The organism is Streptomyces kryoterrae (genome assembly GCF_054072135.1).
Genome location: NZ_CM133358.1, coordinates 8,826,966 through 8,849,978, shown reverse-complemented (window position 1 = coordinate 8,849,978; position 23,013 = coordinate 8,826,966). Strand labels below are relative to the sequence as shown.

19 protein-coding genes and 1 pseudogene are annotated in these 23,013 nt (G+C 70.2%); 11 read left to right on the top strand and 9 right to left on the bottom strand.

Going from position 1 to position 23,013, the window contains the following annotated elements; translation table 11 throughout:
• Nucleotides 1–138 precede the first annotated feature (138 nt).
• The 3 genes from ACW4TU_RS39420 to ACW4TU_RS39410 form a co-directional block, all read right to left on the bottom strand.
• Nucleotides 139–897, bottom strand: a complete 759-nt coding sequence (locus tag ACW4TU_RS39420) for an IclR family transcriptional regulator (RefSeq protein WP_457421379.1) — start codon at nucleotides 895–897, stop codon at nucleotides 139–141.
• A gap of 390 nt (nucleotides 898–1,287) precedes the next feature.
• Nucleotides 1,288–2,628, bottom strand: coding sequence for a glycoside hydrolase family 10 protein (locus ACW4TU_RS39415; RefSeq protein ID WP_457421377.1), 1,341 nt, complete (start codon nucleotides 2,626–2,628; stop codon nucleotides 1,288–1,290).
• Between the two features lie 196 nt (nucleotides 2,629–2,824).
• Complete coding sequence (locus ACW4TU_RS39410; protein WP_457421375.1) at nucleotides 2,825–3,904, bottom strand: LacI family DNA-binding transcriptional regulator; 1,080 nt, start codon at nucleotides 3,902–3,904, stop codon at nucleotides 2,825–2,827.
• 212 nt (nucleotides 3,905–4,116) lie between these two features.
• Between ACW4TU_RS39410 and ACW4TU_RS39405 the strand changes: the two genes are divergently transcribed.
• The 7 genes from ACW4TU_RS39405 (at nucleotide 4,117) to ACW4TU_RS39375 (ending at nucleotide 13,565) form a co-directional block, all read left to right on the top strand.
• Complete coding sequence (locus ACW4TU_RS39405) at nucleotides 4,117–5,043, top strand: carbohydrate ABC transporter permease (protein WP_457421373.1); 927 nt, start codon at nucleotides 4,117–4,119, stop codon at nucleotides 5,041–5,043.
• Nucleotides 5,044–5,046: 3 nt separating this feature from the next.
• On the top strand, nucleotides 5,047–5,994 hold the full coding sequence (locus ACW4TU_RS39400; protein ID WP_457421371.1) for a carbohydrate ABC transporter permease: 948 nt from the start codon (nucleotides 5,047–5,049) through the stop codon (nucleotides 5,992–5,994).
• A 101-nt stretch (nucleotides 5,995–6,095) separates the two neighbouring features.
• Nucleotides 6,096–7,436, top strand: coding sequence for an ABC transporter substrate-binding protein (locus ACW4TU_RS39395; protein WP_457421369.1), 1,341 nt, complete (start codon nucleotides 6,096–6,098; stop codon nucleotides 7,434–7,436).
• Between the two features lie 85 nt (nucleotides 7,437–7,521).
• Nucleotides 7,522–9,567 (top strand): beta-galactosidase, encoded by a 2,046-nt coding sequence (locus tag ACW4TU_RS39390; RefSeq protein WP_457421367.1) that lies wholly within the window; start codon nucleotides 7,522–7,524, stop codon nucleotides 9,565–9,567.
• A gap of 144 nt (nucleotides 9,568–9,711) precedes the next feature.
• A complete protein-coding gene (locus tag ACW4TU_RS39385; RefSeq protein WP_457421365.1) occupies nucleotides 9,712–11,763 on the top strand; it encodes an RICIN domain-containing protein in 2,052 nt (683 codons plus the stop codon).
• A gap of 119 nt (nucleotides 11,764–11,882) precedes the next feature.
• Complete coding sequence (locus tag ACW4TU_RS39380) at nucleotides 11,883–12,242, top strand: DUF779 domain-containing protein (protein ID WP_457430543.1); 360 nt, start codon at nucleotides 11,883–11,885, stop codon at nucleotides 12,240–12,242.
• Nucleotides 12,243–12,329: 87 nt separating this feature from the next.
• A complete protein-coding gene (locus tag ACW4TU_RS39375; RefSeq protein WP_457421363.1) occupies nucleotides 12,330–13,565 on the top strand; it encodes a phosphodiester glycosidase family protein in 1,236 nt (411 codons plus the stop codon).
• A 10-nt stretch (nucleotides 13,566–13,575) separates the two neighbouring features.
• Here the strand turns inward: ACW4TU_RS39375 and ACW4TU_RS39370 are convergent, their stop codons facing one another.
• The 6 genes from ACW4TU_RS39370 to ACW4TU_RS39345 form a co-directional block, all read right to left on the bottom strand.
• Nucleotides 13,576–13,770 carry a hypothetical protein gene (locus ACW4TU_RS39370; RefSeq protein WP_457421361.1) on the bottom strand — a complete coding sequence of 65 codons (195 nt, stop codon included), beginning with the start codon at nucleotides 13,768–13,770 and terminating at the stop codon, nucleotides 13,576–13,578.
• 113 nt (nucleotides 13,771–13,883) lie between these two features.
• Entirely contained in the window at nucleotides 13,884–14,747 is an 864-nt protein-coding gene (locus ACW4TU_RS39365) for a phosphatidylinositol-specific phospholipase C/glycerophosphodiester phosphodiesterase family protein (protein WP_457421359.1), read from the bottom strand.
• 239 nt (nucleotides 14,748–14,986) lie between these two features.
• Entirely contained in the window at nucleotides 14,987–16,093 is a 1,107-nt protein-coding gene (locus tag ACW4TU_RS39360; RefSeq protein ID WP_457421357.1) for an acyl-CoA dehydrogenase family protein, read from the bottom strand.
• Complete coding sequence (locus tag ACW4TU_RS39355; RefSeq protein WP_457421355.1) at nucleotides 16,090–17,271, bottom strand: acyl-CoA dehydrogenase family protein; 1,182 nt, start codon at nucleotides 17,269–17,271, stop codon at nucleotides 16,090–16,092. Before ACW4TU_RS39355 ends, ACW4TU_RS39360 begins: the two co-directional genes overlap by 4 nt.
• Nucleotides 17,268–18,245, bottom strand: a complete 978-nt coding sequence (locus ACW4TU_RS39350; protein WP_457421353.1) for an NADPH:quinone oxidoreductase family protein — start codon at nucleotides 18,243–18,245, stop codon at nucleotides 17,268–17,270. Before ACW4TU_RS39350 ends, ACW4TU_RS39355 begins: the two co-directional genes overlap by 4 nt.
• 135 nt (nucleotides 18,246–18,380) lie before the next feature.
• Nucleotides 18,381–18,980: a helix-turn-helix domain-containing protein gene (locus ACW4TU_RS39345; protein WP_457421351.1), complete on the bottom strand. Its 600-nt coding sequence runs from the start codon at nucleotides 18,978–18,980 to the stop codon at nucleotides 18,381–18,383.
• 202 nt (nucleotides 18,981–19,182) lie between these two features.
• Between ACW4TU_RS39345 and ACW4TU_RS39340 the strand changes: the two genes are divergently transcribed.
• From ACW4TU_RS39340 to ACW4TU_RS39325, 4 genes and pseudogenes are all read left to right on the top strand, one after another.
• Complete coding sequence (locus ACW4TU_RS39340; protein WP_457421349.1) at nucleotides 19,183–20,721, top strand: ATP-dependent DNA ligase; 1,539 nt, start codon at nucleotides 19,183–19,185, stop codon at nucleotides 20,719–20,721.
• Nucleotides 20,718–21,197, top strand: a pseudogene (locus ACW4TU_RS39335) (NUDIX hydrolase); the annotation flags it as partial. The gene ACW4TU_RS39340 and the pseudogene ACW4TU_RS39335, both read left to right, overlap by 4 nt.
• Before the next feature lie 95 nt (nucleotides 21,198–21,292).
• Nucleotides 21,293–22,687, top strand: a complete 1,395-nt coding sequence (locus ACW4TU_RS39330) for an NADP-dependent succinic semialdehyde dehydrogenase (RefSeq protein ID WP_457421347.1) — start codon at nucleotides 21,293–21,295, stop codon at nucleotides 22,685–22,687.
• Nucleotides 22,688–22,712: 25 nt separating this feature from the next.
• Nucleotides 22,713–22,952 (top strand): DUF6213 family protein, encoded by a 240-nt coding sequence (locus ACW4TU_RS39325; protein ID WP_189149781.1) that lies wholly within the window; start codon nucleotides 22,713–22,715, stop codon nucleotides 22,950–22,952.
• Nucleotides 22,953–23,013: the final 61 nt, after the last annotated feature.

The following is a 23,013-nucleotide window of genomic DNA, read 5'->3' as shown; positions in this document are numbered from 1 at the left end:
GTCGCCATCATGGTGTCGGGCCTGACTCATGTTCCGTCCGCAGTCCTCACCTGTGTACGGGGCGAATCCCCGAAATGCCTGTTTCGTCCAGGCATCCAGGAAACGCGATCGGCCGGGGCGGCAACAAGGAGAGGGATTTCAGATAGTGAGCGAGAGACTCCTGGTCACACGGTCGGCGACCGGGATCAGCCGCGCCCGGATCTCCGGCAGCCGGGAGAGCCGGTCCACCGGCAGGGAGACGCCGAGCGAGCCGAGCGTGTCGCCCCGGTAGACGGGGACGGCGACACAGACCGTGCCGAGGGCGTACTCCTCCAGGTCGGTGACGGCCGGAGCCACGGGTGAGGAATCGATACGCCGGAGCAGTTCCGGTCGGCTGGTGATCGTCCTCGGGGTGAGGTCGTTGAGGTGGTGGCGGGAGAGGTAGTCCTTGCGGGCGTCCTCGTCCAGTTCCCGCAGCACGGACTTGCCCAGCGCGGTGGCGTGTCCCGCGTCCTCGAATCCCACCCAGAGGTCGACGCGGGGCGCCCGGGGGCTGTCGACGATCTCGGCGACCCGGATCTCGCCCTCCTCGTAGAAGGTGAGGTAGGCGGCGCTCGCCAGCTCGTCACGCAGCGCGGCGAGGGTGGGCCGGACCCGGCTGAGCAGCGCCTGTCCGCCGCCCATGACCTGCAACGACCGCACCTTGTCCCCCAGGATGAACCCGCCGTCGGCCAGTTTCCGCAGGTAGCCGTCGTGGACCAGCGTGCGCAGCAGGTGGTAGGCGGTGGCCAGGGGCAGCCCCGTCTCACGTGCCAGTTGCTTGGCCGGCGCTCCGTTCGCATGCGCGCTCACCGCCTCCATGAGGCGGAAGGCCCGCTGGACGGAGGTGATGAGCGTGGGGCCGTCGTGCGCAGCCATACGACCAGCGTGCGCCCGGCACCCGGCACGGGCAAGGCGTGCGGGGCCTCACGGGGAACCGGCCGGCCGCCGATCACCGTCCCCTCGCGGACGAGGCCCCGCACGAACCGGCCCGGCCGTTGGTCCAGCGGGCGGGCCGTCACCGGCATCCGTTCCTTCGTCCCCGGGTCGGTCTCGCCCCTGCCGTTGATCGTCGTCCGGCGGCTGGGTGGTCAGGCTGCTCGGTACGCGGCTCCCGCTGCCGCTTGTCACGCACACACCCGGGCCGCGGCCCCCGCCCGCGCCGCGAGCCGGATCACAGATCAGGGCAGCCCGGTGATCCGGCCGGCCGGGCCGTGGACACCCCCGTCAAGAGGTGCCCACAGGCGGTGTGAGCGCGCGGACATGCCGTCAGGACGCCGTGCAACCCCCCAGCTTCGGCGCCGTGGTGTTCCCGTTCGTCATCACCGTGAACCCGAAACTCGTCGACCCGCCCGCCGCGAGACTGCCGTTGCCGTTCGGCTTCATCGTCATGACGTTGCCGCTGCTGTCCCAGGTGGGCGTGCCGTTCCAGGTCGTGGAGATCTTCTGCGGGGAGGTCACGGTGACCGTGGTCGTCCACGTACTGATCACCGAGCTGCCCGCGGTCACGGTCACCTTGCCGTTGAAGCGGTCGCTCCACTCCTCCGCCTTGGTGTACGTCACCGTGCAGCCCGCGGTGCCACCGCCGCCCGAACCGGTGCCGCCCAGTGCGGTGAGCACGGAGGTGTACGCGGCCTTCCTGCCGTAGTTGCCGTCGAACAGCAGCGGGGTGCCGCTCGCCCGCCAGGAGTACTTGTCGGTGATGCCCCAGACGGTGATACCGGCACAGCGCGAGACGGCGAGACAGGCCTTGACCACGTTGCCGTAGCTGGTCGCCTGGGCCGAGCCCGAGCCCTCGATGTCCAGCTCGGTGATCTGCACGTCGACGCCGAGGTCGGCGAAGCGCTGGAGGTTGGCCTGGTAGTCGCCGGGCACCGGGGAGGCGCTGTTGAAGTGGGACTGGAAGCCGACGCAGTCGATCGGTACGCCGCGCGCCTTGAAGTCCTTGACCAGGTTGTATACGGCGGTGCTCTTCGCGTTGACGCCGTCGGTGTTGTAGTCGTTGTAACAGAGCTTGGCGGCCGGATCGACGGAGCGGGCCGTGCGGAACGCCTCCTCGATGAAGCCGTTGCCCAGCTTGTCCTGGAAGGGCGAGCTGCGCCGGGCACCGCTGGCGCCGTCCTGGAACGCCTCGTTGACGACGTCCCAGGAGTGGATTTTGCCTTTGTAGTGCGTCATCACCTGCGTGATGTGGTTGTTCATCGCGGTTCTCAGGTCGGCGGCGGCGAGTCCCCCCACCCAGCCGGGCAGCTGGGAGTGCCAGACGAGCGTGTGGCCGCGGACCTTCATACCGTGGCTCTGCGCGTGGCTGACGATCTGGTCGGCGGCGGTGAAGGTGAAGGAGCCCCGGGCGCTCTCGGTGGCGTCCCACTTCATCTCGTTCTCCGGGGTGACCGAGGTGAACTCGTTGTCGAGTGTGGTCACGTACGCGGATTCGCCCAGATGGTTCGCGGCGACGGCGGTTCCGAAGTAGCGGCCCTTCTCCGTCGCGGCGGCGCCCAGTGTGCTCGCGGCCCGGGCGGTCCCCGAGAGGGCGGTGACGCCGGCGGTGGCCAGCAGGGCCGCCAGGCCGAGGGTGAGTGCCCCACGAGCGCGAGAGGCGATGGACATGCGGGTATCCATGGCATTCCCTTCTTCCGACAACCATTCCGGTCCCGAAAGTTTCGGAATGGTTTCCGAATGTCCCGCAGAACGTAAAGGCGAGGCATGGGGCCGTCAACAGGCCGGGCGGCAGGAAATCAGGGATGGCTCAAGAATGCCGAAACTTCGCGAACGTCGAATGTTTCGAAGCGCCGAAACGGCCCACTCACCGCGAACGCGGCGGCGCCGTACTCTTCCGCACGACCAGCCGCGTCGGCACGAGCGTCGTCCCGTGCTCGGTGGCGTCCTGCCGCATCTGCCGCAGCACCCCCTCCACGCACAGCCGCCCCACCTCGGCGAAGTCCTGGTGCACCGTGGTCAGCGGCGGCAGGAACGAGCTCGCCTCCGGGATGTCGTCGAAGCCGATCACACTGACGTCGTCGGGCACCCTGCGCCCGCTCTCGTGCAGGGCCCGCAGCAACCCCAGTGCCATCTGGTCGTTGGCCACGAACACCGCCGTGCAGTCCGCCAGCGCCGCGATCCGCAGACCGGCGTGGTAGCCGGACTCCGCCGACCAGTCGCCGCGCACCAGGGGCGGCGCGATCCGGTCGGCCGCGAGGAGTTCGGCGCGCCAGGCGTCGGTGCGGCGCTGCGCCGCGTACGAGCCCTCGGGGCCCGCCAGATGCCAGACCGTGCGGTGTCCGAGGTCCAGGAGATGCCGTACGGCGGTCCGGGTGCCGCCCGCCTGGTCGGTGTCGACCACGGTGTAGCGGTCGCCCGCGTCGGAATCGGCCACGACCACCTGGACGTGCGGCGGCATGGACAGGGTCGACGCGTCGAGGAGGTGCACTTCGAGGATGACGATGACCGCGTCGACGGCGAGCTCACCGAGCCGCGAGAAGGCTCCGCGCACCTCGTCCTGGGTCGGCACGGCGACCGGCAGCAGGGTGACCGAGTACCCCTCCTGCGCCGCCGAGGTGGCGATCGCCTCCAGCGTGCGTACGTTGCCGGTGGTGGACAGGCCGAAGGTGATGACACCGATGGTGCGGAACTCGCCGCGCTTGAGGGCCCGGGCGGCACTGTTGGGCCGGTAGCCCAGCTCCTTCATGGCCGCGAGGACCTGCCGCCGCGTCTCCTCGTTGACGCCGGGGAAGCCGTTCGACACCCGGGAGACGGTCTGCGAGGACACTCCGGCGACCCTGGCGACGTCCGCCATGGAGGCGCTCTGCGTGCGCCGGGCGGCCCGCTTCCTGGTGCGTGCGCGCGCCCGCGCCGGCTCGGCCGAGGTGCCGTCAGCTGTGTCCACCCGTCAATCCTCGCTCCTCGGTCCACAGTTGCGCCCGACGACCCTTGACCAGCGTCGGGGGAGCGGTGTAGACATGCCGCCATCAGATGTTTACGTAAACATAACAGCCGGTGGGCCTCTCGTGGAGGTCTCGCGGCGAGAGATGTTTACGTAAACATCGGGGCGGCGGCGGACCAGCGCCGGTTCCGAGACGGACGAGCGAGGCACGGACAATGACGACCCTAGAACCACCGGTGGCCGCGAAGCGCGCCCCGGCCCGGCCCGCGGCGAAGAGGGACCGCCGCTCATGGACGGGATGGGGGTTCATAGGCCCGTTCGTGGCGGTGTTCGCCCTCGTCTTCCTGGCACCCATCGGGTACTCGATCTACCTGAGCCTCTTCAGGGACCAGCTGATCGGCGGCACGAGTTTCGTCGGCCTGGACAACTACACCCAGGCCCTGAAGGACGACCAGTTCTGGCAGTCCCTCACCCGGGTGGCACTCTTCCTGGCCGTCCAGGTGCCGATCATGCTCGGCATCGCCCTGCTGATCGCCCTGGCCCTGGACAGCGGACGCCTCTTCGGCAAGGACTTCTTCCGCATCGCGATCTTCCTGCCGTACGCGGTGCCCGCCGTGGTCGCCACCCTGATGTGGGGCTTCATGTACGGCACCAAGTACGGCCTGGTGGGTGACATCAACAGCGCGTTCGACGTCACACTGCCCGATCCGCTCTCCAGCGACCTGGTCCTGGCGTCGATCGGCAACATCGTCACGTGGGAGTTCATCGGCTACAACATGCTGATCTTCTACTCCGCGCTACGGGTCATCCCGCTCTCGCTCTACGAGGCCGCGGAGATCGACGGCGCCGGCCAGTTCCGCATCATCACGGCCATCAAGCTCCCCGCGATCCGCGGTGCCCTCGTCATCGCGACGATCTTCTCGATCATCGGCAGCTTCCAGCTCTTCAACGAGCCGGCCATCCTGCGGCCACTGGCGCGCAACGCCATCACGACCGACTTCACCCCGAACTTCTACACGTACTCGCTGTCCTTCAACGGCCAGCAGCACAACTACTCCGCGGCGGTCGCCATCATCATGGGGCTGATCACCATGGTCATCGCCTATGTCGTGCAGCTCCGCGGCATGCGCAAGGGAGCGTGAACCATGAGCAGCTCCGTCACCACCACCTCCCCGGCTGCATCCGCACAGGCCACCGGCGGCTCCAAGGGCGCGCCCCGGCTGCGCACCCGCCGCAAGCACAACCCCGGCCGTCCCAAGCGCAGCATCCTGCTGACCGTGCTCACCGGCCTGATCCTGGTCTACACGGTCGTGCCCCTGATCTGGCTGGTCATCAGCGCCACCAAGACCCAGGACGGGCTGGCCAGTTCGTCCGGAATGTGGTTCAGCAGCGACTTCGCCCTCTGGCAGAACATCCACGACACGTTCACCTACCATGACGGCATCTTCGTCCGCTGGCTGCTGAACACCCTGCTGTACGTCGTGCTCGGCGCCGGCGGCGCCACCCTGCTGGCCATCCTCGGCGGCTACGCGCTGGCGAAGTTCACCTTCCCCGGGAAGCGCGCCGTGTTCGCCGTGGTCATCGGTGCCGTCGCCGTCCCGGGTACCGCCCTGGCGGTACCCACCTTCCTGATGTTCAGCAAGATGGGTCTGACCGACACCCCGTGGGCGGTGATCATCCCCTCGCTCGTGTCGCCCTTCGGTCTGTATCTGATGTGGGTCTTCGCGACCGAGGCCATCCCCACCGAACTGATGGAGGCGGCCCGCATCGACGGAGCGGGCGAGATACGCACCTTCTTCCAGGTCGCCCTGCCCCTGCTCGCCCCCGGCACCGTGACCGTCCTGCTGTTCACCACGGTCGCGACCTGGAACAACTACTTCCTGCCGCTGATCATGCTCAAGGACCCGAACTGGTACCCGCTGACCCTGGGTCTGGACGCCTGGAACAACCAGGCCCAGACGATCGGTGGCGACGTCGTCACCAACCTGGTGATCACCGGTTCACTGCTGACCATCATCCCGCTGATCGCCGCGTTCCTGCTGCTCCAGAAGTACTGGCAGTCCGGCCTCTCCGCCGGAAGTGTCAAGGAGTGATCCACCCTCAGGCCCCACACCCCCTCGGCTTCACCGCATTTCACCCTCACACAGCATTCACCCTCACCCCGTCCCACCCACGAAGAAGTGGAAGCACCTCGATGCGTAGAACCACCGGCCGCCTGATGCGCGGCATAACCCTGCTCTCCGTTCTCGCCCTCGGCGCGACCGCCTGCGGCGGCTCCGACGACGACAGCTCGGACCAGAAGGGCGTCTCCGCCGCGGACATCCAGGCGGCTCTCAAGAAGGGCGGCACGGTCAATGTCTGGGCCTGGGAGCCCACGCTGAAGTCGGTCGCCGCGAACTTCCAGAAGAAGTACCCCAAGGTCAAGATCAACCTGGTGGCCGAGCGGTCCGGCGACAAGCACTACACCGCCCTGTCGAACGCCATCGCGGCCAAGAAGGGCGTCCCGGACGTCGCGCAGGTCGAGTACTTCGCGCTGAGCCAGTACTCCCTCACCAAGGGTCTGACCGACCTGGCCCCCTACGGTGCCGACAAGCTCAAGGCCAAGTACACGCCCGGCCCGTGGAACGCCGTGAGCGACGGCGACAAGGTCTACGGCCTGCCGATGGACTCGGGCCCGATGGCGATGTTCTACAACAAGAAGGTCTTCGACAAGTACAAGATCGCTGTCCCGACCACGTGGGACGAGTACGTCGAGGCGGCCCGCAAGCTGCACAAGGCCGACCCCAAGGTCTACATCGCCAACGACGCCGGCGACGCGGGCTTCACCACCAGCCTTCTGTGGGAGGCCGGTTCGCGCCCCTACAAGGTCGACGGCACCAAGGTGTCGGTCAACTTCGACGACGCGGGTGCCAAGAAGTACACGGACACCTGGCAGAAGCTGATCGACGAGAAGCTCGTCTCGCCGATCAACGGCTGGACCGACGACTGGTACAAGGGCCTGGGCGACGGCACCATCGCCACCCTGACCACCGGCGCCTGGATGCCCGCCAACTTCGTCAGCGGTGTCCCGCAGGCGTCCGGCCAGTGGCGCGCGGCTCCGATGCCGGCCTGGACCAAGGGTGACAAGGCGAGCGCGGAGAACGGCGGCAGCTCGCTGGCCCTGCCCGAGCTGGGCAAGAACAAGGAGCTCGCCTACGCGTTCGTCGAGTACGCGAACGCCGGTGACGGTGTGCAGACCCGTGTCGACGAGGGCGCCTTCCCGGCGACCAACGCCCAGCTCCAGGACCCGGCGTTCCTGAGCAAGAAGTTCGACTACTTCGACGGCCAGGAGGCGAACAAGATCTTCGCCGACTCCGCCGCCAACGTCGCGAGCGACTGGTCGTACCTGCCCTTCCAGCAGTACGCCAACTCGATCTTCAACGACACCGTCGGCAAGGCCTACGTCTCCAGCACGAAGCTCGCCGACGCGCTGAAGACCTGGCAGGACGCCTCCATCAAGTACGGCACGGAGCAGGGCTTCACCGTCGAGAAGTAGCAGCTGGGCAGTAGCAGCCGAGGAGCGGCCGGACAGCGTCAACGCCGGCCGCTCCTCGTACCCCCCGTACCTTGGAAGGACCACCATGACCTCCGCCTCCCCGTCCCGTCTGCCGTACGGGCCGGACGGTGACTCCGTGCCCCGTCTCGCGTACGGCGCCGACTACAACCCCGAGCAGTGGCCTCGGGAGGTGTGGGAGGAGGACGTACGGCTGATGCAGGAGGCCGGTGTCAACATCGTCTCGGTGGGGATCTTCTCCTGGGCCCGGATCCAGCCGGACGCGGACACCTGGGACTTCGGGTGGCTCGACGAGATCATGGATCTGCTGCACGAGGGCGGGATCGGCGTCGATCTGGCCACCGCGACCGCGTCCCCGCCGCCGTGGCTCACCACCGCGCACCCCGAGATCCTCCCGGTGACGGCCACCGGCGAGACGGTCTGGCCGGGCGCGCGCCAGCACTGGCGCCCCACCTCCCCGGTCTTCCGCAGCCACGCGCTCGGCCTGGTCCGCAAGATGGCGGAACGATACGCCAACCACCCCGCCCTGGTGGCCTGGCACATCTCGAACGAGCTGGGCTGCCACAACATCTACGACTTCTCGGACGACGCGGCCCACGCCTTCCGCGACTGGCTGCGCGCCCGCTACACCACCCTCGACGCCCTCAACCACGCCTGGGGCACGGCGTTCTGGTCGCAGCGCTACAGCGAGTGGGCGCAGATCCTGCCGCCCCGGCTGGCCGGCTCGCACCCGAACCCCACCCAGCAGCTGGACTTCAAGCGGTTCTCCTCGGACGCGCTGAAGGACTATCTGGTCGCGGAGCGGGACATCCTGCGCGAGTACACGCCCGAGGTTCCCATCACCACCAACTTCATGGTGATGGGCGGCACGAAGGGCATGAACTACCCGGACTGGGCGGGCGAGATCGACTTCGTCTCCAACGACCACTACGTCCACCCCGGCCCCCAGGACCGCGACGAGCTGTCCTTCTCCGCCAACCTGACCAGCGGTATCGCGGGCGGCCGTCCGTGGTTCCTGATGGAGCACTCCACCAGCGCGGTCAACTGGCAGCACGTCAACGTGGCCAAGAGACCGGGCGAACTGGCCCGTGACTCACTCCTGCACGTCGCGCACGGCGCCGACGCCGTGTGCTTCTTCCAGTGGCGTCAGTCGGCGGCCGGTGCCGAGAAGTACCACTCCGCGATGGTGCCGCACGCCGGCGCCGACAGCGAGGTCTTCCGTGCGGTGGCCGCCCTCGGCCAGACCCTGAAGGACCTGGCGCCGATCGCGGGCTCCGAGCGCGAACCGGCCCGCGTCGGGATCGTGTTCGACTGGGACTCCTGGTGGGCGAGCGAGCAGGACTCGCACCCCACGGCCCTCCTCGACTACCGCCAGGAGGGCCTGAACTGGTACTCGGCGCTGCTCTCCCTCGGTGTCCGCGCCGACATCGTCACCACGCGCACCGAGTTCAGCCGCTACGACGTGCTGATCACCCCGGTCCTGCACATGGTGCCGGCGACGCTGGCCAAGGAGCTGACGCGGTACGCGGAGACGGGCGGCCATCTGGTCACCACGTACTTCTCCGGTGTCGTCGACGAGAACGACCACATCTGGCTCGGCGGCTACCCGGGCGCCCTGCGCGACGTACTCGGCATCCGCGTCGAGGAGTTCGGCCCGCTGCTCGACGGCGAGTCGGTCGAGGTGGACGGCGGCGGTACGGGCACGGTGTGGACCGACCGGATCGATGTGACCGACCCCGAGGTCGAGGTCCTGGCCCACTACCGCTCGGGCGCGTACGCGGGCCGTCCGGCCGTCACCCGCCGTACGACGGGCGCGGGTTCGGCGTCGTACGTCTCCACGCGCCTCGGTGCCGACGGCCTCGCGGCACTGCTGCCGGGGCTGCTCGCGCCGGCCGGTGTCGACAGCGAGCTGCCCGAACCCGCCCGTGGGCGCGTCGAGTTGACCGTACGGCAGGGCGGCGGAAGCCGTTTCCTGTTCCTGGTGAACCGCAGCGAGGAGGAGGTACCGCTGCCGGGCCTCGACGGAGAGCGCCTGTCCGGCGGTACGGATGCCGACGGTGTCCTCGTCCTCGCGCCGAGGGAAGTCGCCGTACTGCGGCTGCCCGCCCACTGAGCGACACCCCGCACCACACCCGCACCATCCCTGAACTCCCTTGATCCAAGGGGCACACCGTCGTGCCCCGTGTCCGTGCGCACCCGCGTACGGTGCGGGCTCGGCGGTCCACCGCAGCGACCACATCCGAGTTGGGAGCACACGTTGGCACGCCGTACCCGCACGCGACACCTTCTGGGAGTCGTCGGCATCACCGCTCTGGCCACTTCGGCCGCCCTGGTCAGCGCGCCGTCGCCGGACGCGCAGGCGGCGGCCGAGGCAGCGGCCTCGTCCGTCACGGTCACCCCCGATCCCTCGTACAAGCAGGAGAAGTTCGAGGGCTGGGGCACCAGTCTGGTCTGGTTCGCCAACGCGACCGGCGACTATCCCCCGGCGATCCGCGAGAAGCTCGCGAAGCTGCTGTTCGGTGACGACGGCTTGGCGCTGAACATCGCCCGGTACAACATCGGCGGCGGCAACGCCCCCGACGTCAAGGACTACCTGCGGGCCGGCGGGGCCGTCGAGGGCTGGTGGAAGGCGCCCGCGGGCACCACCCGCACGGACACCGACTGGTGGAGCGCCGACGACGCGGCCGACTGGAACCCGAAGGCGGACAAGACCCAGCGCTGGTGGGTGGACCGCATCAAGAAGGACATCACCCACTGGGAGACGTTCAGCAACTCGCCGCCCTGGTTCATGACGGAGAGCGGCTATGTCTCCGGCGGCTTCAACGCCAACACCGACCAGCTGAAGGCCGATTCGGTCGACGACTTCGCCGCCTACCTGGCGGGGGCGACGAAGCGGCTGGAGAAGGCCGAGGGCATCAAGGTCGACACCGTCGACCCGTTCAACGAGCCCAACACCGGCTACTGGGGCACTCGTCTGGGCGCGGACGGCCAGCCCGTCGGCGGCCGTCAGGAGGGCGCCCACATCGGCCCCGCGCTCCAGGAGAAGGTTCTCGCCGCGCTGGCCCCCGCCCTGAGGAAGGCGAAGGTCAAGTCCGAGATCTCGGCGATGGACGAGACCAACCCGTCCATCTTCGCGAACAACTGGAACTCCTACTCGCAAGGGTCCAAGGACCTCGTGGACCAGATGAACGTCCACACCTACGGCACCGGGCAGCGCACCACCGTGCGCGACCTCGCCAAGGCGGCCGACAAGCCGCTGTGGATGAGCGAGGTCGAGGGCGACTGGGGCGACGGCCAGAGCTTCACCGACATGCGTCCGGGTCTCGGCCTCGCCCAGCAGATCGTCAACGACCTGCGCGAACTGGAGCCCCAGGCCTGGGTGTTCTGGCAGCCGGTCGAGGACTACGACAACATGAAGCCCGGCGGCGAGTCCGCCAAGGGCGGCAACTGGGGCAGCATCCAGCTGTCGTTCAGCTGCAGGTCGACGGACACGCCGGCGTCCTGCCCGATCTACACGAACACGAAGTTCGACACCGCCCGCAACTTCACGCACTTCATCAAGCCGGGCGACAAGCTGATCAAGGTGGACGACACCTCCAGCGCCGCCGCCGTGACCAAGGACGGCAAGGGCGTCTCGCTCGTCCACGTCAACAGCACCACCGCGGCGCGTGACGTCACGATCGACCTGTCCAAGTTCCGCACCATCAAGGGCGACGCGACCGTCACACCGACCGTGACCAGCGCCGACGGCAAGCTGAAGCAGCAGGCCCCGGTCAAGGTCGTCGACGGCAGGGCCACGTACACCGTCCCGGCCCAGTCCGTGACCTCCTTCGCCGTCAAGGGCGTCTCGGGTGTCGCGAAGGACGCCGGCCTGTTCAGCAAGGGCCACTCCTACACGCTGACCGGCGTGCAGAGCGGCAAGGCCGTGACCGTCGGCGCCAACGGCACGAGCCTGGTCATCGGCTCGGCCAACGGCACCGTCGCACAGCAGTGGCAGCTCGACGCCCGGCACGGCGAGAAGGGCGCCCGCCAGCGGTACGTGTTCGCCAACCCGGCCGAGGGCAAGCGGCTGGCCGTCCGCGACAACGTCCCCGTGGTGGAGCCCGACACGGGCAAGCGGGATCCGGCCACCGAGTGGATCATGTCCACCACCGGTGACGGGACGTGGACGCTGATCAACGTGGCCACCGGCCGCCTGCTGGAGGTCGGCGGCCAGGCGACCAACGAGGGTGCCGCCGTCACCACGTGGATGGCCAACTCCGGCTCCAACCAGCGCTGGAGGGTCACGGACGTGACCGACCGGAGCTGACCCGGCAGTTCGTCCACGAAGGCCGCCTCCGCGTGAGGCGGCCTTCCGTGTGTCCGGGGCACCTGGCCGGGCCCGCAACCCTGTCGCAACGTCCCGCGCGGTCCACTGGGACGGTGGAGATGCCCGAGAAGGACCCGCGCGTCGAACTGACCCCGGCCGCCGCCGAGCTGCTGCGGCGACTGCACGCGGTGCACGGCCCGCTGATGTTCCACCAGTCCGGCGGGTGCTGCGACGGCAGCGCGCCCATGTGCTTCCCCGCGGGCGAGTTCCGGACCGGCGGCTCGGACATACTGCTCGCCGAACTGGTGGTCGAGGGTGTCCTCGAACCGGTGACGTTCTGGATGTCGCGCAGCCAGTACGAGGTGTGGGCCCACACCCGGCTGATCGTGGACGTCGTACCGGGCCGGGGCAGCGGCTTCTCCCTGGAGGCGCCCGAAGGAGTGCGCTTCCTGATCCGCTCCCGGGTCGTCAACACCTAGCCCCTCGCGCACCCCCGCGCGGCTCATCGTCACCTGGTGCGCTCCCCTTGCGCCCTGCCACAGTTGACGGGACTTCAGGGGGTTCGGATGCGTCGAGGCGGACGGTTCAGAACGGGCAGGGCGGCAGTCTCCTTACTCGCGGTACTCGGAACGCTGGCCGGCGCGGCCCTGACAGGGGCGGCACCGGCCAGCGGCGCGCCGAGAGCCACTCGGATCGCGCCGGGCGTGCGCTACGCGCAGTTCGACATCGTGGCGGCCAAGGGGGTGACCCACGCCCATCTGCTGAGCGTCGACCTCGGCAACGCGCGGGTACGGGTCAACCTGCTCTACGCGGGGGCGGTGGCGGCGCGGACCGCCGTCTCCAGGCTGGCCGACACCAAGGGCGCCGTCGCGGGCGTCAACGGCGACTTCTTCAACATCAGCGAGGTCCAGCATCCCGGGGTCGCGGCCACCGGCGCGTCCGTGGGCCCCGCGATCGCGAGCGGCGTGGTGCTCAAGGCGGCGGTGCCGGACGGTCAGCGCTTCGGCCCCTCGATGCCTCCCGGCGTCACCACCAGGGCCGTCCTCGGCGTGGGCATCGACAGAAGGGCCCGGCTGGACCACCTCGCACTGTCAGGGAGCATCGGCACACCTGCGGGACGGTTCACACTCGGCGGGCTCAACCAGTACGCGCTGCCGGTGGGTTCCATCGGCGCGTTCACCCCGGCCTGGGGCAGCGTCTCCCGGGCGCGGGCGGCGTGCGGCACGGACACCGACCGGGCCGCGCCGTGCAGTGCGGACACGTACGAGGTGACGGTGCGGCACGGCAAGGTCGTCCGGACGGCGAATTCCCCCGGCGGCGGTGCCATCGCCGCCGACACCACGGTCCTGGTGGGCCGGGAGGCCGGCGCGCGGCAACTGCGGAAACTGTCCGTCGGTGCGTCGGTCACGGTCAAGAGCCGTCTCGTGGCGGCCACGACCCGCGTCCCGTACCGCTTCGCCCTCGGCGGCTACCCGGTACTGAAGGACGGCCGGCCACTGACGGGCCTCGACAACAACACCGCCGCCGTGCGCACCGCGGCGGGCATCGCGAACGGCGGGCGCAAGCTGCTGCTGCTCGCGGTGGACGGTGCGCCCGACTATCGCAGCGGACTGACGGTCGCCGAAGTCGCCGCCACCATGCGGAAGTTGGGCTCGGTCGACGCCTTCAACCTGGACGGCGGCGGCTCAACGACCCTTGTCGCCAGAGCACCGGGAGCGAGCAGGGTCACCGTCCGCAACCATCCGACCGGCGGCGCCGAACGGCCCGTCCCGAACGCCATCGGAGTCTTCATGACGCCCTGACGCCCTGAAGTCAGGGCTTGAGGCTGCTCACGATGTCCGCCGTCGCCGTGACCCCTCTGTGGATCGTCGGCGCCACGTTCGTACTGGCCAGATAGAACCCGAGCAGGACACAGACCACGGCGTGGCTGGGCTTCAGCGCGCCGTTGCGCAGGAAGGCCACCGCCAGGATCAGGAGCAGCACCACCACAGAGATGGAAACAGCCATCGTCAACCTCCTCCACCACGTCCACTTCACGGCTTTCGGCCGTAAGTGTGGCGTAGTGGAGGGTTCGTCCGTGCGGCTGACGTATCGGCCGAACGTGTGGTCTCTCGTGACCTTTACGGAGCGCTCCGGGCGTCGAGGAACGCTTCGAGCCCGGCCAGGTCGTCCGTGTTGAGGTAGTCGACGCCGGCGGCGAGGAGCTCGCCCCACAGCGCGTCCCGCGCGGGGCCGGCCACATCGGGCGTCGCCCAGAAGCGCACCTGCTGTCCGCGGGCGTGGGCCGCCGACACGATGCCGTTCAGCCTGGCGCGCTCGGCGGCCGGGAACGGGCCGACACCCAGCCAGGTGAAGTTGAGCGTCCAGTTGTCGGAGATCAGCGGCACGAAGGAGGCCGGCGCCGAGGTACCGAGGTCGGCGAGGCGCCCGTCGTAGAAGGCCCGCCGTACGCTCTGCGCCTCCATGGGCACCCGGGCGGCCCGGTCGCCGGAGATCACGGCGGTGACCGGGCCGGGGTGGACACGGCCGTGGGCGTATGTGGTGAACAGGCCCCGGTAGCGGCGGAGATGGCGGTCGAGTTCGAGATACGTCGACGAGCCCTCGGTCTTGATGTCGATGAGGAGCTGGAGCGGCCGGCGGTAACCCCGGTACACAGAGCCGTGGTTGGCCCTCACGCGGGCGGCGAGGGTGTCGAGGTAGAGCGATTCGAGGGTACGGGCCGGATCGAGGTCCGCGGGGTCGTGGGCGACGAGAAGTTGGTCGCCGACGAGGTAGATGTCGGCCTCGACGCTGCCGAAGCGGTGGTCGAGGGCGTCGAGGAGGGGGCGGGGATGCTCGTAGTCGTTGTGGGCGTGGGCGCGCCACAACGGGCGTGGACCGTACGTCGGTTCGCCCGCGAGGGCGCGCGCGGCGGGCAGGAAGACGGTGCCCGTGAGGGCGGCACCGAAGGCGGTGAGGGCTCTGCGACGGGTGGTGAGGGCCATGCGCTGCCTCCCTGGCTGGAGTTCATGTGGGGCTGACTCTGGAGCTGACCGAGGAACGACGCTCCCGCGAGTATGCGGGCCGGGCGGGGCCCAGCAGCAGGGCTCGGCACGGGAGTTGGCCGACTTGCCGCTGTGTGTTCATTGGTGCCGCTGTGCGTTCATGTCGTCCGCGCCGCGCGCACGAAAAAGCCCGCCCCTCCGACAGAGGGGCGGGCTTTCGCAGCCGTACGGGTGCTACGTCAGGGGGTGCGCAGGTCGACCAGTTCGGCGAGGGCGGCGCGGTGGCCGCCGGACGTGCCGTACGCGATCGAGTCGGCCTTGGCACGCTTCAGGCACAGATGGGTCGGGTGCTCCCAGGTCATGCCGAGGCCGCCGTGCAGCTGGAGTGCCTCCTCGGCGGCCCGGACGGCCACGGGAGCCGCGTAGGACTGGGCGACCGCGACCGCGACCGCGACGTCGGAGACCGCGCTGCCGGTGGCGAGGGCGTCCGCCGCGCTGCGGGCAGCCGCGCGCAGGCCGACGACCTCCAGCCAGAGCTGGGCCAGCCGGTGCTTGACGGCCTGGAAGCCGCCGACGGGCCGGTTGAACTGCTTGCGGTCCTTCAGATAGCGCACGGTCTCGGTCAACGCCCAGTCGGCGAGGCCGAGTTGCTCGGAGGCGAGCAGTCCGGCCCCGGCCCGCAGCGCACGTCGTACGGCGGGTTCGGCGTCGCCCAGCAGCCGGGCCGACGCTCCGTCGAAGGTGACCGTGGCGACCGGCCTGGTGAGGTCCAGGGAGACCTGCGGGGTGACGGTGACGGCGTCCGCGTCGGTGGACACCGCGTACAGCCCGCCGTCGTCGGCCGGAACGAGCAGGATGTCGGCGACCGTAGCGTCCGCGATACCGGTCAACTCGCCGTGCAGCAGGCCGCCTTCGTGGGGGACGACCTTGTAGGCGCCGCCGGGAGCCACGTTCAGCGCGACGGCGAGGGCGCCGACCGTCCGGCCCGAGGCCAGCGCGGTGAGCAGCTCGGCCGCCGCGTCGCCCGTACCGGCCAGCAGGGCCTCGGTGGCGACGACGGCACTCGTGAGGTAGGGGACGGGTGCGACGGCGCGTCCCAACTCCTCCAGCACAACAGCGACTTCGCGGTGCGAGGCACCCTGGCCGCCCTGCTCCTCCGGTACCAGGAGACCGGCCAGACCCATGCCTTCGGCGAGGGACTTCCACAGGGAGAGGTCGTGCGGGGCGTCCGTCTCCATGCGGGTGATCACACCGGCCGGATCGCAGTGGTCGGTGAGCAGGTCCCGGACGGCGGCGCGCAGCGCCTCTTCCTCCTCCGAGTACAAAAGGTCGGGCTGGGTACTCATCGGGCCAGGTCCTTCCAGGCGACGTCCTTGTCGGTGCGCGGTTCGCTGGGCAGGCCCAGGACACGTTCGGCGACGATGTTCAGCAGGACCTCGCTGGTCCCGCCCTCGATGCTGTTGCCCTTGGAGCGGAGGTAGCGGTATCCGGCGTCACGCCCGACGAAGTCCACCAGCTCGGGCCGGCGCATGGTCCAGTCCTCGTACAACAGGCCTTCCTCGCCGAGGAGTTCGACCTCCAGGCCGCTGATCTCCTGGTTGAGGCGGGCGAAGGAGAGCTTCAGTCCGGCGCCCTCCGGGCCGGGCTGGCCGGCGACGAGCTGCTGGCGTGTCCGCTCCCCCGTCAGCCGGGCGACCTCGGCCTCCACCCACAGCTTCAGCAGCCGCTGGTGCAGATCGTGGGTGCGCAGTCCGGGGCGTTCGCGCCATGCCTTGGCGACGGGCCCGATCATGCCGCCCTCGCGCGGGATGCGCATTCCGCCGATGGCCACGCGCTCGTTGTTCAGTGTGGTCTGCGCGACCCGCCAGCCGTCGCCGACCTCGCCGAGGCGATGGGCGTCCGGGATACGGACGTCGGTCAGGAACACCTCGTTGAACTCGGCCTCGCCGGTGATCTGCCGCAGCGGCCTCACCTCGACACCGGGGTCGGTCATGTCACAGAGGAAGTACGTGATGCCCTTGTGCTTGGGCACGTCCGGATCGGTGCGCGCGATGAGGATGGCCCAGCGGGCGAGATGGGCGCTGGACGTCCACACCTTCTGCCCGTTGACGATCCATCCGTCCCCCGACCGCACCGCCCGCGTCCCCAGCGCGGCCAGGTCGGACCCGGCCCCCGGCTCGGAGAACAGCTGGCACCAGACCTCCTCCCCCACCCACAACGGCCTCAGGAACTTCCGCTTCTGCTCCTCCGTGCCGAAGCCGAGGATGGTCGGCGCGGCCATTCCCAGGCCGATGCCGATGCGCCGGGGATCGTTGTCGGGAGCCCCCGCGGCCTCCAACTCCGCGTCCACGACGGCCTGGAGGGTGCGCGGCGCGCCCAGCCCGCCCAGCCCTTCCGGGTAGTGCACCCAGGCGAGCCCGGCGTCGAAGCGGGCCTTGAGGAAGTCCAGCCGGTCGGTACTGGCAGGCGGCTTCGCGGCCAGCAACTCCCGGGTCAGTCGGGTGAGTTCAGCTGCGTCGGTCATGCGGCGGCTCCGTTCTCCAGCGAGGGCAGCACCGCGACCCGGCCGGTGGTGACCCCGTCGGCGACGCGCTGCACGGCTGCCGAGGCCCCGCCCAGCGGCACGCGCTCGCTCACCAGCGGCTTGATCGCGCCCCGGGCGGCCAGCTCGGTGAGCTGCTCGTGGCAGTGCTGGACCAACTTCGGGTTCTTGGTGTTGTACAGGCCCCAGTGCAGGCCCAGGATCGAGTAGTTCTTCACCAGGGCGTGGTTGAGCCCGGGGCTGGGAATGGTCCCGCTCGCGAACCCGACGACCACGATCCGCCCCTCGAAGGCGACGACCTTGGTGGACTGGGTGTAGGCCTCCCCGCCGACGGGGTCGTAGACCACATCGACACCGCGCCCACCGGTGGCTTCCTTCACCGCCCCGACGACGTTCTCCGTGCGCCGGTCGATGACGACGTCGCAGCCCAGCTCCCGCGCCACGGAGACCTTCTCGGCCCCGCCGACGACACCGATGACGGTTGCTCCGGCGGCCTTCCCGAGCTGTACGGCGGCGCTGCCGACCCCGCCCGCCGCCGCGTGCACGAGCAGCGTCTCGCCGGCCTCAAGGGCGGCCCGCCGGTGCAGTCCGAACCAGCCCGTCTGGTAGCCGATGAGGAGGGAGGCGGCCTCGGCGTCGTCCAGCGACTCGGGGGCCGTGAACAGCCCGCGGGGGTCCGCCAGCACGTACTCGGCGAAACCGCCGTACGGCAGCACGGGGTTCCCGATCACCCGGCGGCCGTCCTCGGTCTCGCCGCAGATCTCCACCCCGGGAGTGAACGGCAGCGGCGGCCTGACCTGGTACTCCCCACGGCACATCAGGACGTCCGGGAAGTTGACGGTCGCGGCACGCACCTTCAGCAGCACCTGGCCCTCGGCGGGCACCGGCCGCTCCACCTCACCGAGGACCATCACCTCGCCCGGCTCACCGTTCTGGTGCACTTGCCATGCCTGCATGGGGGGCCTCCACGGGACTGCGCTCGTCTTGTTCGGCTGACCGGGCTCGACCGCATACTAAGCGGTCGCTTGCAGATCAGGGAACCGTCGAGGACCGGTCCGCGCCAGTCGCGTACGTCACGGTCTACCTCACGATCACGCCCCTTTCGCACGGGCGGGACGCGCCCGTACGTGCATCCGCTCCCCCTGCGGCCCGAACAGGCTGAGGAACTCCGCGGGCCCCTCCCCCACCGCCCCGAACCAGTGCGGCACCCGCGTGTCGAACTCGGCGGCCTCCCCCGGCCCGAGCACCACGTCGTGCTCCCCGAGCACCACCCGGAGCCGCCCCGACAGCACGTACAGCCACTCGTACCCCTCGTGCGTCCGCGCCTCGGGCTCCTCGTCGATCACCGGCAGGATCACCTTGAACGCCTGGAGTCCGCCCTGCTGCCGGGTGAGCGGGAGATACGTCCGCCCGTGCCGCACGATCGGCTGGGCCCGTACCCGGGGATCGTCGACGGGCGGGGCGCCGACGAGCTCATCGAGGGCCACGCGGTGCGCACGCGCGATGGGCAGCAGCAGTTCCAGGCTCGGGCGCCGCAGCCCCGCTTCGAGCCGGGACAACGTACTGACGGAGATACCGGTCGTGGCCGACAGTCCCGCGAGGGTCGTGCCGCGCTCCTTGCGAATGCGGCGCAGCCGGGGTCCCACTTCGGCAAGCACGTGGCCGGTGTCGTCGTCGCTCGTGGCATCCATGGCGTCATTGCAGTTTCGGCAAGGCCATTTGTCAATACGGCACGTATCCAGCCCGTCCGGCGTTTGAGGACGAGGCCGTTCAGGCCGAAAGCGGGGGTCCGGGGACGCAGCCCCCAGGCAAGGGACGGGTAGGGGCGCCGGGGGCGAGAAACTCCACCCCCGCCCGGATGTGCAACCGCCGCCCCCGTTGCACCATGGCTGCATGCTGCTGACCCGGCTCGCCCACGTGTCCCAGGAGGTCGCCGCCACCTCCGCCCGGTCCCGCAAGATCGCACTGCTCGCCGAACTGTTCCGGGACGCCGACGCCGACGACGTGCCGATCGTCATCCCGTATCTCGCCGGACGCCTGCCACAGGGCCGGCTGGGGATCGGCTGGAAGGTGCTGGACCAGCAGATCCCCGGCGCCGCCGACCCCTCTCTCACCGTACGGGACGTCGACGCCCGCCTCACCGCCATCGGCGCGGTCGCCGGAGCCGGCTCGCAGGCCGAACGCAGGCGACTGGTGGGCGAGTTGCTGGCGGCGGCCACCACGGACGAGCAACGGTTCCTGTTCGCGCTGATCACGGGCGAGGTACGGCAGGGCGCCCTGGACGCCGTGGCCGTGGAAGGCCTGGCGACGGCCACCGACGCACCGCCCGCGGACGTACGGCGCGCGGTGATGCTCGCGGGCGCGATCCAGCCCGTCGCGCAGGCCCTGCTGGCCGACGGACCGGCGGCCCTCGCCCGCTTCCGGCTCACCGTCGGCCGCCCCGTCCTGCCGATGCTCGCGCACAGCGCCTCCTCGGTGGCGGAGGCCGTCGAGAAGCTCGGGGCCTGCGCCGTCGAGGAGAAACTGGACGGCATCCGGGTCCAGGTCCACCGCGACGGCGACGACGTACGGCTCTACACCCGCACCCTCGACGACATCACCGACAGGCTGCCCGAACTGACCACCGCCGCGCGGGCGTTGAGAGGCGAGCGGTTCATCCTCGACGGCGAGGTGATCGCCTTCGACACTGCCGGGCGCCCGCGTTCCTTCCAGGACACCGCCGGCCGCGTCGGCTCCCGCGTGGACGTGGAGACGGCGGCCCGGGAGACACCCGTCTCCCCCGTCTTCTTCGACGCGCTGTCGGTCGACGGCCACGACCTGCTCGACCTCCCCTTCGCCGAACGGCACACGGAGCTGGCCCGTCTGGTCCCCGGGCCGATGCGGGTGCGACGCCTGCTGGCCGGTGGCGCCGCAGACCTCCCCGCCGCCGAGAGGTTCCTCGCCGACACCCTCGCGCGCGGCCACGAGGGCGTCGTGGTCAAGGCCCTGGACGCCCCCTACAGCGCGGGCCGGCGCGGTGCGGCCTGGCTGAAGGTCAAGCCCGTACACACACTCGACCTGGTGGTGCTGGCCGCCGAGTGGGGCCATGGACGCCGTACCGGCAAGCTGTCGAACCTCCACCTCGCGGCCCGCAATCCCGACGGTTCCTTCGCCATGCTCGGCAAGACCTTCAAGGGCATGACCGACGCGATGCTGACCTGGCAGACCGAGCGGCTCCAGGCGCTGGCCGTGTCGGACGACGGCTGGGTGGTGACCGTACGGCCGGAACTGGTCGTCGAGATCGCCTACGACGGTCTCCAGCGCTCCACCCGTTATCCGGCCGGCGTCACCCTCCGCTTCGCCCGCGTCGTCCGCTACCGGGAGGACAAGTCCCCGGAGGAGGCCGACACCGTAGAGACCCTGTTGGCCGCGCACCCGGAGGCGACGCGGTGACGGAAGCCGCGAAGGGGAAGCAGAGCGCGGGACTGTTGCTGTTCCGCCGCCAGGCCGCGCCCGGCCACGGGCTGGAGGTGCTGCTCGGGCACATGGGCGGGCCCTTCTTCGCCCGGCGCGATGCCGGGGCCTGGACGATTCCCAAGGGCGAGTACGGGGACGGGGAGCCTGCCTGGGACGCGGCGCGCCGGGAGTTCCGGGAGGAGCTGGGGCTGGCGCCGCCCGACGGCGAGGCCGTGCCGCTGGGCGAGGTGCGGCAGGCCGGCGGGAAGGTCGTCACGGCGTGGGCGATCGAGGCGGACCTCGATCCGGGGGCCGTGGTGCCGGGCACGTTCCGGATGGAGTGGCCCAGGGGGTCGGGGCGGGAGCGGGAGTTTCCCGAGCTGGACCGGGTGCGGTGGTTCGGCCTGGAGGAGGCCCGGGCGGTGATCGTGACGGCGCAGGCAGGGTTTCTGGACCGGCTGACGGAGCACTCGGGGCATGGAGATCGTGTCGGTGGGCGGCGTACGCGTTGCGGGGGCCACCGGCGCACGGGAAGGTCGAAGGACGGCCCTCAACCTGGAGGACAGCAATGCCCATCGCGACGGTGAACCCGGCGAACGGCGAGACCCTCAAGACGTACGACGCCATGGACGACGAGGAGATCGAGCGCAGGCTCGGGGCCGCCGAGGCCGCCTTCCGCACCTACCGCACGACCGGCTTCGCCGAGCGGGCCCGGCTGCTGGGCCGGGCCGCCGGCCTGCTGGACGAGGACCGGGACGACATCGCCCGCACCATGACGGTCGAGATGGGCAAGCCGGTCACGCAGGCCCGCGCGGAGGCCGCGAAGTGCGCGAAGGCGATGCGCTGGTACGCCGACCACGCCGAGGAACTCCTCGCCGACGAGGTGCCCGCCGAGGCGGATGTCAAGGACTCCGGCGCCTCCCGTGCCGTGGTCCGTTACCGTCCGCTGGGGCCGGTGCTCGCGGTGATGCCGTGGAACTTCCCGCTCTGGCAGGTGATCCGCTTCGCGGCGCCGGCGCTGATGGCGGGCAACGTGGGCCTGCTCAAGCACGCCTCGAACGTGCCGCAGACGGCCCTCTATCTGGAGGACCTGTTCCTTCGGGCGGGTTACCCCGAGGGCTGCTTCCAGACGCTGCTGATCGGGTCGGGCGCGGTCGAGGAGATCCTGCGTGATCCCCGGGTGCGAGCGGCGACGCTCACCGGCAGCGAGCCGGCGGGGCGCGCGGTGGCGTCCGTCGCGGGGGACGAGATCAAGAGGACGGTGCTGGAGCTGGGCGGCAGCGACCCGTTCATCGTCCTGCCGTCCGCCGATGTCGCGCGGGCCGCACAGGTCGCGGTGACTGCGCGTGTGCAGAACAACGGGCAGTCGTGCATCGCCGCCAAGCGGTTCATCGTGCACACGGACGTCTTCGACGCGTTCGCGGAACGCTTCACGACCGCCATGGCGGCGCTGAAGGTCGGCGATCCGCTGGCCGAGGACACGGAGGTCGGGCCGCTCGCGAGTGAGCAGGGACGCGAGGACCTGGAGGCGCTGGTCGACGAGGCCGTGGAGAGCGGCGCGACGGTTCTGTGCGGTGGCGAACGCCCCGAGGGCCTCACGGACGACGGCTGGTACTACGCGCCGACCGTCCTCGCCGATGTCACACCCGAGATGCGCATTCACCAGGAGGAGACGTTCGGCCCGGTCGCAACGCTGTACCGAGCGGCCGATCTGGAGGAGGCGTTGGCGATCGCCAACGACACTCCTTTCGGCCTCAGTTCGAACGTGTGGACCCGCGACGAGGCCGAGGTGGACCGTCTCGTACGGGATCTGGACGCGGGCGGGGTCTTCGTCAACGGGATGACCGCGTCCCATCCGGCGTTGCCGTTCGGCGGGGTCAAGCGGTCCGGGTACGGGCGTGAGCTGTCGGGACACGGAATCCGCGAGTTCTGCAACATCACGACGGTATGGCACGGAGCGTGAGCCTTCCGCGGCTACGATCCCCCCTGTGAACCGCGAAGTGACTCTGCCTCTGATCGTCGACGACCGCGGCACGTTGCAGGTTGCCGCCTCCGACGTCAGCAAACTGCTGCGCACGGTCGGGGGACGCTGGCTGCATCTGGTGGAGGCGGGCCAGGACGGCCTCGACGAGGACACCGTGGCCGCCCTCACCATCGAACTGGCCAAACTGGCCGACCGAATCGACGTGGCGTGCATCGCCCACAGCAGCGGGAGCGCCTCCGGGTAGGGGTGAGGTGCCCCACCCAGGGGCGCGGGGCTGTGCCATCCACGGCTCCGCCCCGGGGGAG